Source organism: Streptomyces sp. NTD107, from assembly GCF_059510435.1.
In genome coordinates, this window is sequence record NZ_JCAJZV010000002.1 from 345,106 (window position 1) to 359,393 (window position 14,288).

Genomic DNA, 14,288 nt, shown 5'->3' on the forward strand with positions numbered 1-14,288 from the left:
GATCAAGTCCGGGCAAGGCGCTTGAGGAGCAGCGCGGAGGCCGCCGGGCGGGCCCCGGCGCGGGCGATGCCGTCGGCGACCTCCCGGTCGGAGGAGACCACCACCACGGGACGGCCCGGGGGTTCGGCCCGCACCAGCCGGCGGATCAGCTCGTCGGCGGTCTGCCCGGGGTTGCTGAACAGCACCCGCACCCCGCGCGGCGGGGTCAGCAGCACCGGCGCGGCCAGCTCCGCGCCGTCGAACACACAGGTCATCTCGGCGCCGGTCTGCGCCGCCAGCACCGCCAGGCCGCGCAGCAGCCGGGCCCGCTGCTTCTCCAACGGCAGGGTGGGATACCCGGACTTGGTGACGTTGTAGCCGTCCACCACCAGATGGGCCTGGGGCAGCGCCAGCAACTGGTCGAGCAGCGCCGGGTCGTCCTCGGCCAGCGCGCGATGGGCGACGTCCTGCGGCGACAGCTCCCCGGGCCGCACCGCTTCCACGGTCTGGGCCGGCCGGAACTGGGCGGGCGGCAGGGCCAGTTCACGACGCAGCCCCTGGGATGCCTCCAGCACGGTGTCGAGCAGCAACCGCAGCCGCATGTCCTCGATGCCGCGCCCCTCGCGGACCGCCTTGCGCCCGGACTCCAGGGCGGATTCGGCCTCGGCGAGCCGGGACCGCAGCCGCCGTGCCTCGCTGTCGGCGGCGGTACGGTGGGTGGCGGCCTCACCCCGTACCGTCTCCAGTTCCTCGCGCAGCTTGCGCACGGTGGCCTCGCCGCGCCGCACATCGCTGAGCGCGCTGCGCAGCTTGCGGTGCACCGCGTCGGTCTCCTTGCGGGCCGCCTCCAGCTCCTCGCGCAGCCGCTCGGTGTCGGCGCGGGCGACGGTACGGGCCTCGGCCAGCTCGGTGCGCAGCCGGGCGAGTTCGCGCTCACGCTCCTCCCCGGCGCGTTCGTCCTGGACGCGCTGCGCCTCCTCGCCCGCGGCGGCCACCAGCTTGGCCCAGCCGGGGGGACGCAGCAGATAGGCGGTGGCGGCGACCGCGACGGGGTCGGCGGCGGCCGGCACGGTGCCGTTCTCCACGGCCTCGGCCAGCTCCGGTTCGGCGGCGCGCAGCCGGGCGGCGACGCGGTGCCGGAAGAGGGTGTCGGTCTCCAGGGTGGTGGCGATGGCGGCGCCGCCGTGCCGGACCCGGCGGGTGGGGGTGAAGCGGGCGTACTGCCGCAGGGCGGGCGGCAGCTCGTTGACGGTGAGCCCGGCGAAGGCGTCGCCGGCCACCACGATCACGCGGTGCCGTACCTTCTCCGGCAGCGGACGGTCCAGGCTCTCGGCGGGCTCGGCTCCGTCATCGCCATCGGTGGCATCCATGACCGGTCACACCCGTCCGTCAGCATCCGTTGGCTGAGAATGCGCCATGGTTTCGCCTACTTTCTGTACTGCCCGGCCGCGACCGCTGTAGTCATCCGCACCGTCACCCTACGGCCTGCGTCCTCGCCCGTGTGCTCAGGCGCCGGGGATCGCCCGTAAGGCGGACGGCGCACGCCCGGCGGCTAAGGTGAGCGGCGTACCACGACCGCTGTCCAGGGAAGGCCAAGCCGTGATCACCTCCATCGTGCTCATCAAGACAAGCGTGGACCGTATCCCGGAGATCGCGGAGGCGATCGCGGCCCTGGAAGGGGTCAGCGAGGTGTACTCGGTGACCGGGGCGCACGATCTGATCGCGATCGTCCGGGTCCCCCGCCATGACGATCTGGCGGAGGTGATCCCCGGCAGGATCAGCAAGGTTCCCGGCGTGGAGTCCACCGAAACCCACATCGCGTTCCGCGCCTACTCGCAGCATGACCTGGAGGCGGCGTTCGCGATCGGCCTGGACTCCTAGCGCTCGGCGCCCAGCGGTTAGCGGTCAGCGGTCAGCGGGCCAGCCGGGGCAGCAGCAGGGCGGCGGCGGTGATGGACAGGGCCGCCGACAGCACCAGGACGCCGAGGTCGAGCAGCAGATGGTCGGAGGTGCCGATCAGCAGCCCGCGCAGGGCGTCCACCTGGTGGCTCAGCGGGTTGACGGCGGCGATCGCCTTCAGCCAGCCGGGCATGAGTTCCACCGGGTAGAGCGCGTTGGAGGCGAAGAACAGCGGCATGGTGATGGCCTGTCCGATGCCCAGCAGCCGGTCCCTGGTGAGCACGATCCCGGCGATGGTCATCGACAGGCACGAGAAGAACACCGAGCCGAGCACCACCACGACCACGACGCCGAGCAGCCGCAGCGGGTTCCACAGGAACGACACGCCGAGCACCGTCGCGATGGCGATCACCACGACCGCCTGGATCAGGGCCTTCACCCCGGCGGCGAACGCCTTGCCCATCACCAGCGCGGCCCGTGGCGTGGGGGTGACCATCAGCTTTGTCAGGACCCCGGCGTCCCGCTCCCAGATGATGGTGATGCCGTAGAAGATCGCGATGAACATCGCCGACTGCGCGATGATGCCGGGCGCCAGAAAGTCCAGATAGGGCACCCCGTGGGTGGGTACGGCGTGGATCCGGGTGAAGGTCTCGCCGAAGATCACCAGCCACAGGGCGGGCTGGACGGCCCGGGTGTAGATCTCGGTGCGGTCGTGGCGCAGTTTCTGGAGTTCCACCACGCACATGGCGATGATCCGCGCCGGTACGGTGCGCCAGCCGGAGCGGGCCCGGGGCGGGGTGAGCAGCGGGCCGAGGTCAGCCGCCCCGGGAGGCGGCGCGGCGGGTGGTTCTGACATCGCGGTAGCCCTCCGTCCCCTCGTCCTCTTCGAAGGTGTCGCCGGCGTAGTGGCGGAAGACGTCCTCCAGGGAGGGCGGGGTCTTGGCCCCGGTCTCCGCCGCGACCTGGTCGCGCAGCGCGCGCGGGGTGCCCAGGGCACGGATGGTGCCCCGGTGCATCAGGGCGAGGCGGTCGCAGTGCTGTTCGGCCTCGTCCATGTAGTGGGTGGTGACCAGCACCGTCATGCCGGAGGCGGCCCGTACCTCGTCGATGCGGCGCCACACGCTGGTGCGGGCGATCGGGTCGAGGCCGATGGTGGGCTCGTCGAGCACCAGCAGCCGGGGCCCGCTGACCAGGGCCTGGGCCAGTTCGAGGCGGCGGATCATACCGCCGGAGTACGTGGCGGCCCGCCGGTCGGCGGCGTCGGTCAGGCCGACCGCGGCGAGGGCGGCGGTGACCCGGGCGGTGCGTTCGTGGCGGTCCACGTCGTAGACGCGGGCGAAGAGACTGACGTTCTCCCGGCCGGTGAGGTCGGCGTCCGCGGACAGGGCCTGGGGTACGTAGCCGAGCAGCCGCCGTACGGCCATCTTCTGCCGGGCGGCGTCCTGCCCGAAGACCCGCACCATGTCCGGCGGGACGGGCAGCAGGGTGGTGATGGTACGGATGGCGGTGGTCTTGCCGGCTCCGTTCGGGCCGAGCAGCCCGAAGACTTCCCCGGCCCGCACCGTCAGATCGACCCCGTCGACGGCCTTGGTCCCGTCGAAGGCATAGCGCAACCCGGCGCAGACGACCGCGTCGGGCGCGGCACCAGCATCGCCATCATCGGACATACCGCCCATACTGCCCTGATCATGGCCACTCCGCTCGCGCCGGGACGATCGGCCGGCGGGCCCGGCGCGGCTCTGCCCGGGAAAGGTCAGGCGTGGCTCGCCGCCACCCACCGCTCCAGGGTGTCGCGGGCGCGGCCCGTATCGATGGAGGTGGCCGCCCGGGTCATCGCCGACGCGAGCTGTTCGGCCAGCGGCGCGTCCGTGGGGCTGAGGGCCACCAGGGCGGCGGCCGAGTTCAGCAGCACCGCGTCCCGTACCGGGCCCGGCTCGCCGGCCAGCAGCCGGCGGGCCACATCGGCGTTGTACGAGGCGTCCGCGCCGCGCAGCGCCTCCACCGGCACCAGTTCGATGCCCACCTCACGCGGATCGAAGGACTCCTTGCGCACCGACCCGTCCCGTACCACCCACACCGTGGAGGTGGCCGTGGTGGTCAGCTCGTCCAGGCCGTCGTCCCCGCGGAACAGCAGCGCCGAGCTGCCCCGCTCGGCCAGCACGCCGGCCATGATCGGCGCCATCCGGGCGTCGGCCACCCCGGTGGCCTGGGCCCGTACCCGCGCCGGGTTGGTCAGCGGGCCAAGGAAGTTGAACGCGGTGGCCACTCCCAGCTCGCGCCGGGCGGCGGCCACATGCCGCAGCGCGGGGTGGAAGTTGGCCGCGAAACAGAAGGTGATGCCCGCTTCCCCGGCGACCTCGGCGACCCGCTCCGGGGACAGCGTCAGATTCACGCCCAGCTTCTCCAGGACGTCCGAGGCCCCGCTGGCGCTGGACGCCGCCCGGTTGCCGTGCTTGACGACCTTGGCCCCGGTGCCGGCCACCACGATGGCCGACATGGTGGAGATGTTGACCGTCTTCGCCCGGTCGCCGCCGGTGCCCACGATGTCCACGGTCGGCCCGGGGACCTCGATCAGCCGGGCGTGCGCGTACATCGCGTCGACCAGACCGGTGATCTCCTCCACCGTCTCGCCCTTGGCGCGCAGCGCCACCGCGAAGCCGGCGATCTGCGCGCCGGTCGCCTCGCCGCGCATGACGCGGTCCATCGCCCAGGCGGTGTCCCCGGCGTCGAGATCCGCGCCGGAGATCAGGGTGGTCAGCAGGTCGGGCCACGTGCGGGCCGCCGCGGCGTCGTCACCGACGGGGGGCACCGTGTTCATGGCTCACCTCTGGTTCGGGATCCGGGGATCTGCTGCGGGCAGCCTAACCCGCCGGGGCATACGGCAAGGGCCCCGGTCCGGGGATCGGAATCCTCGGACCGGGGCCCTGCCCCAACGGTGTCAGCGACGGGCGCGGCTCAGTGGTGGCCGTGTCCCTCGGTGATCTCGCGGTACTCCTCGGCGGTCGGCTTGGCGATCTGGCCGCTCTCGCCGAAGTAGCCCCGGCTGACCTTCACCCGGGCCCGCTCGATGAGGCCGACCTTGTTGCGGACCCCGTTCTCGTCGGTGGCGGGCGGCAGTTCGGCCGGCTTGTGCTGGTCGTGCGCGGTGAGCGTGTGCAGCTGCTCGCGCGACAGCGGCTCGTGCACCTCGATGAACTCGCCGTGCGGCAGCCGCTTGATCACCCCGGACTCCCGGCCGTGCAGCACCTTCTCCCGGTCCCGGCGCTGGAGGCCCAGGCACACCCGGCGGGTGGCCCAGAAGACGAGCACCGGCAGGACGAAGAAGGCAATCCGGCAGAACCAGGTGATGGTGTTGATCGACAGCCCGAACTTCAGCGCGATGACGTCGTTGCCACCGGCGATCAGGGCGACCAGGTACCAGCTGATCCACGCCACACCGAACGCGGTACGGGTCGGCGCGTTGCGCGGGCGCTCCGCGATGTGGTGCTCGCGCCGGTCCTTGACGACCCAGCTCTCGAAGAACGGGTACAGGGCGATGACGATCAGCATGGTCGGGAAGACCGCCAGCGGCACCAGCAGACCGAAGTTCAGCGTGTAGCCGCCCGGGATCACCCACTCCCAGCCGGGCATCATGCGCACCAGGCCCTCGGAGAAGCCCAGATACCAGTCCGGTTGCGCGTTGGAGGTGATCTGGTCGGGCCGGTAGGGCCCCAGGACCCACACGCCGTTGATCGTGGTGGTGGCGGCGATGATCGCGATCACGCCGAACACCAGGAAGAAGAAGCCACCGGCCTTGGCCATGTACACCGGGAAGAGCGGGAAGCCCACCACATTGGTGTTCTTGCGCCCGGGACCGGCGTAGTGGGTGTGCTTGTGGTACACGATCAGGATCAGGTGGGCCACCACGAGGGCCGCCATGATGCCGGGCAGCAGCAGCACATGCGCGATGAAGAACCTCGGGATGATGTCCGTGCCGGGGAACTCCCCGCCGAAGACGAACATCTGGATGTACGAGCCGACCACCGGGACGGCCAGCATGGCGCCCTCGGAGAAGCGGATACCGACACCCGACAGCAGGTCGTCCGGCAGCGAGTAGCCGGTCAGACCGGTGAGGATCGCCAGCACGAACAGCAGGAAGCCGAAGACCCAGTTGATCTCACGCGGCTTGCGGAACGCACCGGTGAAGAACACCCGCATCATGTGCATGAAGATGCCGACCACGAAGATCAGCGCCGCCCAGTGGTGGATCTGCCGCACCAGCAGACCACCGCGTACGTCGAAGCTGATGTCGAGCGTCGAGGCGTACGCCTCGGACATCAGCAGCCCGTTCATGGGCCCGTACGAGCCGTGGTACTCGACCTCCGCCATGCTCGGCACGAAGAACAGCGTCAGATAGACGCCGGTCGCGATGAGGATGATGAAGGCGTACAGGCAGATCTCGCCCAGCAGGAAGGACCAGTGGTCCGGGAAGATCTTGCGCATGTTGGCCTTGGCCAGGGAGTAGATCCCGACCCGGCCGTCCGCCCAGTCGGCGATGCGCTCGCCGGCGGGCGCCTTGCCCCGTGAGGACGGCGCCTCCGGAGCCTCGGCGGTTTTCGTTGCCGTACTCATCCGCGCTCCCAGAAGCTCGGGCCGGGCGGCTCCTCGAAGTCACCGAGGGCTTCGAGGTAACCGTCGTCGTTCACCTTGATACGCAGCTGCGGCAGCGGGTGACCCGCCGGGCCGAACAGCACCCGGGCCCCGTCGGCCAGGTCGAACGTCGACTGGTGGCAGGGGCACAGCGCGTGATGGGTCTGCTGCTCGTACAGGGTGGCCGGGCAACCGATGTGCGTGCAGATCTTGGAGAAGCACAGGATGCCCTCGTGGCCCCACTCGGCCGACTTCGGGTCCTTGATGTCCTCGGGCTCCAGGCGGATCAGCATGACCGCGGCCTTGGCGATCTCGACCTGGAAGTCGTGATCGTGCGGGTCGAGACCCTCCGGCATGGCCTGGGTGAGCGACCCGAGGGTGATGTCCTCGGGCCGCAGCGGCTGCATGGTGTTCTCGTTGATGATCAACGAGCCGGCTTTCCACTTCGAGTGGCGCAGCTTGGTGCCGGGCAGCGGGCCCAGGTCGCGCAGCAGCACCACGCCGGAGAGCGGCACCAGCGCCAGCGCGCCGAAGAGGGTGTTGCGGACCAGCTTGCGGCGGCCGAACTGCGACTCGGCGGTGCCCTGCGCGAAGTCCGCCAGGACCTGCGCCTTCACCTCGGGGGCGGCCTCGATCGGGTGCCGCTCGTCGGTCATCTCCTCGTCCGACATCAGCGTGCGGGCCCAGTGGACCGCGCCGGCGCCGATGCAGAACAGGGCGATGCCCAGGGTCCCGCCGAGGGCGAAGTTCAGCCCGCTGATGTGACCGAGCGGCCAGATGTAGACGATCTTGTCGATCGGGATGGCCACGTAGGAGGCGATGAAGCCGATGGTGGCGAGCATCGACACCGTGAACAGCAGGGCCACGGTGCGCTCGGACCGCTTGGCGGCCCGCTCGTCGATGTCCTGCCTGCGGTGTTCGTGCGGGGGCAGTCCGGGGTCCGCGAACGGATCGTCCGCCACGGCCACCGCGCCACGCTCCTGCTCACTTGGCAGGTGTTCGTCAGACACGTTGTTGTCGGGGTTCCGGGAGTCGTTGTCGTCGGGATGGCTCATGACTTCTTCGCCTTCGCACTGCGGGCGGCGATCCACACGGCCACGGCGATCAGCATGCCGATGCCGATGGTCCAGGCGAAGAAGCCCTCACCGACCGGGCCGTAGCCGCCCAGGCTCAGGCCGCCGGGGTTGGGCGAATCGGAGGTGTTGACCGCGTCCAGCCAGGCGATGATGTCCTGCTTGGCTTCCTGCGGGAGCACCCCGTCGGGGAAGGAGGGCATGTTCTGCGGGCCGGTCAGCATGGCCTCGTACAGGTGACGCGGGTTCACATCCGCCAGGTTGGGGGCGAACTTTCCGTGCGTCAGGGCGCCACCCTGGCCGGTGTAGTTGTGGCACTGCGCGCAGTTGGTGCGGAAGAGCTCACCGCCGCGCGCCGGGTCGCCCTCGGCGGGGTCGTATGCCTCGGGCAGGGGCACCTCCGGGCCGGGGCCCAGCGAGGCGATGTACGCGGCGAGCTGGTCGATCTGCCCCTGGTCGTAGACCGTGGGCTTGCGCGGGGCCTGCGGGCCCGGCTGCTGCATGGGCATCCGGCCGGTGCCCACCTGGAAGTCGACGGCAGCGGCACCGACACCCACCAGCGGGGGGCCACCGCTGGCGCCCTGGCCGCCGGCGCCGTGGCAGCTGGAGCAGCCCACGTCGTAGAGCTTCTTGCCCTCCTCGATGGTGAGGGTCTGGGCCGATTCCTCGGCCTTGGCCTCACCGGAGGGAGCCAGTACGGCGTACAGCCCCCCGGTGACCGCCAGCGCGAAGATAAGGACGACGAGCGCAGCCAGCGGATGGCGCCGTCGTGCGGAGAGCTTTTTCACGGATTACCCCGGTGTCAGGATCTGCTGCGTCGGTGCTTGAGGTATGCGTCGGAGCGCGTCCGGTGCGGCGACCGGCTACTTGATCAGGTAGATCGTGGCGAAGAGGCCGATCCAGACGACATCCACGAAGTGCCAGTAGTAGGACACGACGATGGCCGACGTGGCCTGCTCATGGGTAAACCGCCGCGCCGCGTAGGTCCGTCCCAGGACCAGCAGGAAGGCGATCAGCCCACCCACCACATGGAGGCCGTGGAAGCCGGTGGTCAGGTAGAAGGCCGACCCGTAGGGGTCGGAGGAGAGCGAGACGCCCTCGTGCACCAGTTCCACGTACTCCGTCACCTGGCCGCCGATGAACACCGCGCCCATCACGAAGGTGACCACGAACCACAGGCGGAGCTTCTTGACGTCGCCGCGCTCGGCGGCGAAGACGCCGAGCTGGCAGAACACGGAAGAGAGCACCAGGATCGTGGTGTTGCCCAGGGCGAAGGGGACGTTGAGGGTGTCCGCCTTATCCGTCCAGAACTCCGCTCCCATCACCGATCGCAGGGTGAAGTACATCGCGAAGAGCGCCGCGAAGAACATCAGCTCGGAACTCAGCCAGATGACGGTTCCGACGCTGGTGACATTCGGCCTGTTGACCGAGGGGTGTGCGCGCCCGGTTTCTACTGCTGTTGCTGTCGCCACGCCCGACATTATGTCGGTCGCTTATCCGGCGCTTAGCCGGGGGGTGCCATTCGGTGTGTCCAAGCGGTATGTCCTGGGACGACGCGACACCACACCGGGGCCCGCGACCCCTGCCGCCGGGCGGTGCGGACGGAGTAGCATCCGGGCCACGCTACCCGTCCATTCACGCGGAGGAACGATGCAGCGGACCGCAACGGTGCTGGTCTACAGCGACGACGCGAACACCCGCGAACAGGTACGTCTGGCGGCCGGGCGCCGCCCCGCCGCCGATGTGCCGGCGGTCGAGTATGTGGAGTGTGCCACCCTGCCCGCGGTGTTGACCGAACTGGAGCGCGGCGGGGTCGATGTGTGCGTGCTGGACGGCGAGGCCGTCCCGGCGGGCGGCATGGGGGTGTGCCGGCAGATCAAGGACGAGATCTTCGACTGCCCCCCGGTGCTGCTGCTGATCGGCCGGCCGCAGGACGCCTGGCTGGCGACCTGGAGCCGGGCGGAGGCGGCGGTCCCGCACCCGGTGGACCCGGTCCAGTTGGCGGGCTCCCTGGCGGCGTTGCTGCGCTCCCGGCTGCCGGCCGTCGCCTGATCGAGGGCCGGCGGCCGGGAGCGGCCTCACAGGGCCGGGGCGAGCCTGCTGGGGCTGCCGGCCGCCCCGGCCGGGTCGGCCGGCTGGTGGAGCGAACTGCCCGCCAGCCATTCGTCCCAGGTCAGGTTCCAGTCGCCGAAGCCGTTGCCGAAGGGCGCCATGTCCTCGCCGTAGCCGTTGATGTGTTCGACGATGTCGCCGGGGCGCACCGTTTCGAAGAACCAGCGGGCGTTGGCGTCACTCATTCCGGTACATCCGTGGCTGACGTTGGAGTTGCCCTGGGAGCCCACCGACCAGGGGGCGGCGTGCACGTACTCGCCGCTCCAGGTCAGCCGGGTGGCCCAGGTGACGTTGAGGTCGTACGACTCGGAGCTGCCGGCCGGGATGCCGATGCTGGTGCCGGTCATCCGGACGTTCTGCTCCTGGCCGAGTACGACCTTCTTGCCGTTGCGGGTGGCGAAGCCCACCTTGCCGGTGGTGATGGGCAGGGTGCGCAGGACCTCGCCGTTGCGGGAGACGGTCATGTAGTGGCCGCTGATGTCGGCCACCGCCTCCACCCGGTCGCCGATGGTGAGCTGGAGCTCCTGGCCTGCGCCGCCGCGCAGTCCGTCCCTGATGTGCAGTCCGGCGAGGTCGGAGCGGACGGTGACGCCCGTACCGGCCGGCCAGTACTCCTTGGGGCGGTAGTGCAGCATGGTGTCGTCCACCCAGTGCCAGGAGCCCTCCACCCGGGGCTCGGAGGCGACGGTGAGGGCGCCCTCGACGAGGGCGCGTTCGGCCGGGTCGGCGACGGCCTCGCTCAGCTCGGCGGTGAGCGGCTGGCCCACGCCGTACGTGCCCGTGCCGGGGCCCAGCTCGATGTCGAGGGGGGTGGCGGTGGAGTCGCCGGTGGTGAAGGTGTGGGTGCCCCGTCCTGGCCGGCCGCCCTCGTTCTCGGTACTCACCTGAACGGTGTAGTTCGCGCCGGCCGCCAGCGGGCTGGTGCTGTGCCAGCTGCTGCCGTCCTCGGACAGCTGTCCGGGGATGGTGCGGCCGGCCGCGTCGGTGGCCACCACGTCCGTGATCCGGCCGTCGGTGTCCTTGCTGGTGATCTTCAGCGGCTCGTCGGGGTTGACGGCCGAGTCGCTGTCCCCGGCGATGCCGAACGAGAGCTGTTCGGTGGCGTCGTAGGGCTTGCCCGTGAGGGAGCGGGACGCGTCACTGCACGCGGTGACCCAGACCATCAGCGGGGCGAGTATCAGGGCGCAGCTGAGCGCCGTCCGGCGGGATGCGACCGCCCTGATGGGCGCGCTGTCCGTGATGCCTCTTACGTGACCCATGGTCACAAAATACGAATAATACTCCGACAGGGCGCGCGGAGATCCCGCATTCGGGGGACCTGCCGGTCGTGTCATACGCCGCCGGCCCCCGGAGGGGGTTCCCTCCGGGGGCCGGCGGCGCGTACGACGGGCGTCGTGCGGCGTGCGTGTCGTGGCTACTGGTTCTGGTTCTCGCCCCGGTAGAACTCGAACACCCACAGCCACAGACCGACGATCAGCAGCGGCGCGGTGAAGAAGAACAGCCACCAGCCGAAGACCGGACCCATGAAGGCCGTCAGACCGCCCAGGCCCAGCACCAGCGGCGCCCAGCTGTGCGGGGCGAAGAAGCCCAGCTCACCCGCGTCGTCGGCGACGTCGGCGTCCTTGCGGTCCTGCGCCCCGGTGTCCACCCGGCGGGCGGTGAAGACCAGGTAGAACCCGATCATCGCGGCCAGCGAGAAGGACAGGAACAGCGCGGTGGTACCGACCGGCTCCTTGGACCACAGCCCGTAGACGATGGCCGCGCCCAGCATGAACAGGCCGATGCCGCTGAAGAGATAACCCTGGATCTTCACTTGGCGTCTCCCTCGGACTCGGTACGGCCCTCGGTCTCACCGGTGACCGCCGCGGTACGGGGCTCGGAGTGCTCCAGAGCGTCCAGCACCGCCAGCTCCGGGTGGTGCAGATCGAACGCCGGCGACTCGGAACGGATCTTCGGCAGGGTGACGAAGTTGTGCCGCGGCGGCGGGGAGGAGGTCGCCCACTCCAGCGAGCGGCCGTAACCCCACGGGTCGTCGGTGTTGACCGGCTCCCCGTACTTCCACGTCTTCCAGACGTTGTAGAAGAACGGCAGCATCGACATGCCCAGCAGGAAGGAGCTGATCGTCGAGATGGTGTTCAGGGCGGTGAAACCGTCCGCGGCGAGATAGTCCGCGTACCGCCGCACCATGCCCTCGGTGCCCAGCCAGTGCTGCACCAGGAAGGTGCCGTGGAAACCGATGAACAGCGTCCAGAAGGTGATCTTGCCGAGCCGCTCGTCCAGCATCTTGCCGGTCCACTTGGGCCACCAGAAGTGGAAGCCGGCGAACATCGCGAAGACCACGGTGCCGAACACCACGTAGTGGAAGTGCGCCACCACGAAGTAGGTGTCCGAGACATGGAAGTCCAGCGGCGGCGAGGCCAGGATCACGCCGGTCAGACCACCGAAGAGGAAGGTGACCAGGAAGCCGACCGACCACAGCATCGGGGTCTCGAAACTCAGTGACCCCTTCCACATGGTGCCGATCCAGTTGAAGAACTTCACCCCGGTGGGCACCGCGATCAGGAAGGTCATGAAGGAGAAGAACGGTAGGAGTACCGCCCCCGTCACATACATGTGGTGCGCCCACACCGTCACCGAAAGACCGGCGATGGAAATGGTGGCGATGACCAGACCGATGTAACCGAAGATCGGCTTGCGGCTGAAGACCGGGATGATCTCCGAGATGATGCCGAAGAACGGCAGCGCGATGATGTACACCTCTGGATGGCCGAAGAACCAGAAGAGGTGTTGCCACAGAATCGAGCCGCCATTGGCCGGATTGAAGATCTGCGCCCCGAACACCCGGTCCGCGGCCAGCGCGAACAGCGCGGCGGCCAGCACCGGGAAGGCCAGCAGCACCAGCACACCGGTGAGCAGCACGTTCCAGGTGAAGATCGGCATCCGGAACATCGTCATGCCGGGGGCACGCATGCAGATGATCGTGGTGATGAAGTTGACCGCGCCCAGGATGGTGCCGAAGCCGGAGAAGGCCAGGCCCATCACCCACATGTCGGCGCCGATGCCCGGCGAGCGGACCGCGTCCGACAGCGGTGAGTAGGCGAACCAGCCGAAGCTGGCCGCGCCCTGCGGGGTGAAGAAGCCCGCGATGACCAGCAGACCGCCGAAGAGGTACAGCCAGTACGCCAGCATGTTCAGCCGGGGGAACGCCACATCGGGCGCGCCGATCTGGAGCGGCATGATCCAGTTGGCGAACCCGGCGAACAGCGGCGTCGCGAACAGCAGCAGCATCACCGTGCCGTGCATGGTGAACAGCTGGTTGAACTGCTCCTTCGAGACCAGCTGCAAGCCCGGCCGGGCCAGCTCGGCGCGCATGATCAGCGCCATGACGCCGCCGATGATGAAGAAGATGAACGACGTCAGCAGATACATCGTGCCGATCGTCTTGTGATCCGTGGTGGTGAGCCACTTGATCACAACATTGCCGGGCTCTTTCCGGCGCACCGGCGGCACGGCCTTCGCGGCGCCGGCGTCCTGTGGGGTGTCAAGGATTGTCACGGCTGGTTCGTCTCCGCGTTAGTGGCGGCTTCCGTCTGCTCGATGCCCGCCGGGATGAAGCCCGTCTGACCCTGGGCGGCCAGATCCTGGAGGTGCTGCTGGTACTCCTCGGGAGAGACGACCTTCACGTTGAAGAGCATCCGGGCGTGGGCCTCGCCGCACAGCTCGGCGCACTTGCCCATGAAGGTGCCCTGCTTGTTGGGGGTGACCTCGAAGCGGTTGGTGTGCCCGGGGATCGCGTCCTGCTTCATCAGGAACGGAACCACCCAGAAGGAGTGGTTGACGTCCCGCGAGGTGATGATGAACTGCACGCTCTCGCCCTCGGGCAGCCACAGCGTGGGCCCGGGGTTGCCGGTGTCGGGGTCGCGGTCGTCCAGCGCGCCCACCGTGTAGACGCCGTCCGCGTCCTGCGGGACGGCCGCCATGAACCGGTCCGGGATGGAGGCCAGCTCGGGAGCGTCGTGGGCGAAGTTCTCCGCTTCCTGCCGCTCCTTGTCATCCAGATGGCCGACGGGCTCCAGGTAGTTGAAGGCCCAGCTCCACTGGAAACCGACCACGTTGATGACGTGGTCCGGCTGGTCCGAGGTCTCCAGGAGCTTGGTCTGGTCACGTGCGGTGAAGTAGAAGAGGACCGAGACGATCACCAGCGGAACCAGGGTGTACAGCGCCTCGATGGGCAGGTTGTACCGGTTCTGCGGCGGGACTTCCACCTTGGTCCTGGACCGCCGGTGGAAGAAGACACTCCACAGGATCAGTCCCCACACGATCACGCCCGTCACCAGTGCGGCGGCCCACGAGCCCTGCCACAGGGACAGAATGCGCGGCGCCTCCTCCGTCACCGGGGTGGGCATACCGAGACGGGGGAAGTCCTCGGATGTGCAACCTGTCGCGGTCGCCAGGACCAAGCCCGCGAGCAACGCCTGCGGCAGGATCCGCCGCACCGGGCGCCGCGACGAGCGGTCGGAGCCGTTGGGACTCACGTAGCGCCTTCCCGAGAGTCTCGCCCGCGATCCGGCCACTGCCTTCGCCCGGGGCGGGGGC

Annotated in this window: 14 protein-coding genes; 2 read left to right on the forward strand and 12 right to left on the reverse strand. The window is 69.5% G+C overall.

Annotated elements, in window-relative coordinates; translation table 11 throughout:
* Positions 1 to 2: 2 nt before the first annotated feature.
* Entirely contained in the window at positions 3 to 1,349 is a 1,347-nt protein-coding gene (locus AC5WRL_RS05305) for an NYN domain-containing protein (protein ID WP_496087109.1), read from the reverse strand.
* Positions 1,350 to 1,578: 229 nt separating this feature from the next.
* On the opposite strand from AC5WRL_RS05305, the gene AC5WRL_RS05310 reads away from it, so the two are divergent.
* Positions 1,579 to 1,860 (forward strand): Lrp/AsnC ligand binding domain-containing protein, encoded by a 282-nt coding sequence (locus AC5WRL_RS05310; RefSeq protein ID WP_496087110.1) that lies wholly within the window; start codon positions 1,579 to 1,581, stop codon positions 1,858 to 1,860.
* Positions 1,861 to 1,891: 31 nt separating this feature from the next.
* Here AC5WRL_RS05310 and AC5WRL_RS05315 read toward each other — a convergent pair whose 3' ends face one another.
* From AC5WRL_RS05315 to ctaE, 7 genes are all read right to left on the reverse strand, one after another.
* On the reverse strand, positions 1,892 to 2,734 hold the full coding sequence (locus AC5WRL_RS05315; RefSeq protein WP_496087111.1) for an ABC transporter permease: 843 nt from the start codon (positions 2,732 to 2,734) through the stop codon (positions 1,892 to 1,894).
* Positions 2,694 to 3,545: an ABC transporter ATP-binding protein gene (locus AC5WRL_RS05320; RefSeq protein WP_496087112.1), complete on the reverse strand. Its 852-nt coding sequence runs from the start codon at positions 3,543 to 3,545 to the stop codon at positions 2,694 to 2,696. Before AC5WRL_RS05320 ends, AC5WRL_RS05315 begins: the two co-directional genes overlap by 41 nt.
* An 86-nt stretch (positions 3,546 to 3,631) precedes the next feature.
* Positions 3,632 to 4,696 carry an anthranilate phosphoribosyltransferase gene (gene trpD / locus AC5WRL_RS05325; protein WP_496087113.1) on the reverse strand — a complete coding sequence of 355 codons (1,065 nt, stop codon included), beginning with the start codon at positions 4,694 to 4,696 and terminating at the stop codon, positions 3,632 to 3,634.
* Positions 4,697 to 4,833: 137 nt separating this feature from the next.
* Complete coding sequence (qcrB, locus tag AC5WRL_RS05330; RefSeq protein WP_496087114.1) at positions 4,834 to 6,489, reverse strand: cytochrome bc1 complex cytochrome b subunit; 1,656 nt, start codon at positions 6,487 to 6,489, stop codon at positions 4,834 to 4,836.
* A complete protein-coding gene (qcrA, locus tag AC5WRL_RS05335) occupies positions 6,486 to 7,562 on the reverse strand; it encodes a cytochrome bc1 complex Rieske iron-sulfur subunit (protein ID WP_496087115.1) in 1,077 nt (358 codons plus the stop codon). Before qcrA ends, qcrB begins: the two co-directional genes overlap by 4 nt.
* Positions 7,559 to 8,368 carry a cytochrome bc1 complex diheme cytochrome c subunit gene (gene qcrC / locus AC5WRL_RS05340; protein WP_496087116.1) on the reverse strand — a complete coding sequence of 270 codons (810 nt, stop codon included), beginning with the start codon at positions 8,366 to 8,368 and terminating at the stop codon, positions 7,559 to 7,561. The genes qcrA and qcrC overlap by 4 nt, the downstream gene beginning before the upstream one ends.
* Positions 8,369 to 8,443: 75 nt before the next feature.
* The gene (gene ctaE / locus AC5WRL_RS05345) at positions 8,444 to 9,061 is read right to left on the reverse strand and encodes an aa3-type cytochrome oxidase subunit III (RefSeq protein WP_496087117.1); all 618 of its coding nucleotides are present in this window, start codon (positions 9,059 to 9,061) and stop codon (positions 8,444 to 8,446) included.
* A 169-nt stretch (positions 9,062 to 9,230) separates the two neighbouring features.
* Between ctaE and AC5WRL_RS05350 the strand changes: the two genes are divergently transcribed.
* Entirely contained in the window at positions 9,231 to 9,632 is a 402-nt protein-coding gene (locus AC5WRL_RS05350) for a hypothetical protein (RefSeq protein ID WP_496087118.1), read from the forward strand.
* Positions 9,633 to 9,658: 26 nt separating this feature from the next.
* Here AC5WRL_RS05350 and AC5WRL_RS05355 read toward each other — a convergent pair whose 3' ends face one another.
* From AC5WRL_RS05355 to ctaC, 4 genes are all read right to left on the reverse strand, one after another.
* Positions 9,659 to 10,951, reverse strand: coding sequence for a L,D-transpeptidase (locus AC5WRL_RS05355; protein WP_496087119.1), 1,293 nt, complete (start codon positions 10,949 to 10,951; stop codon positions 9,659 to 9,661).
* 155 nt (positions 10,952 to 11,106) lie between these two features.
* On the reverse strand, positions 11,107 to 11,505 hold the full coding sequence (locus tag AC5WRL_RS05360) for a cytochrome c oxidase subunit 4 (RefSeq protein WP_496087120.1): 399 nt from the start codon (positions 11,503 to 11,505) through the stop codon (positions 11,107 to 11,109).
* Entirely contained in the window at positions 11,502 to 13,247 is a 1,746-nt protein-coding gene (ctaD, locus tag AC5WRL_RS05365; RefSeq protein ID WP_496087121.1) for an aa3-type cytochrome oxidase subunit I, read from the reverse strand. Before ctaD ends, AC5WRL_RS05360 begins: the two co-directional genes overlap by 4 nt.
* Positions 13,244 to 14,227 (reverse strand): aa3-type cytochrome oxidase subunit II, encoded by a 984-nt coding sequence (gene ctaC, locus AC5WRL_RS05370; protein WP_496087122.1) that lies wholly within the window; start codon positions 14,225 to 14,227, stop codon positions 13,244 to 13,246. Before ctaC ends, ctaD begins: the two co-directional genes overlap by 4 nt.
* Between the last annotated feature and the right edge of the window lie 61 nt (positions 14,228 to 14,288).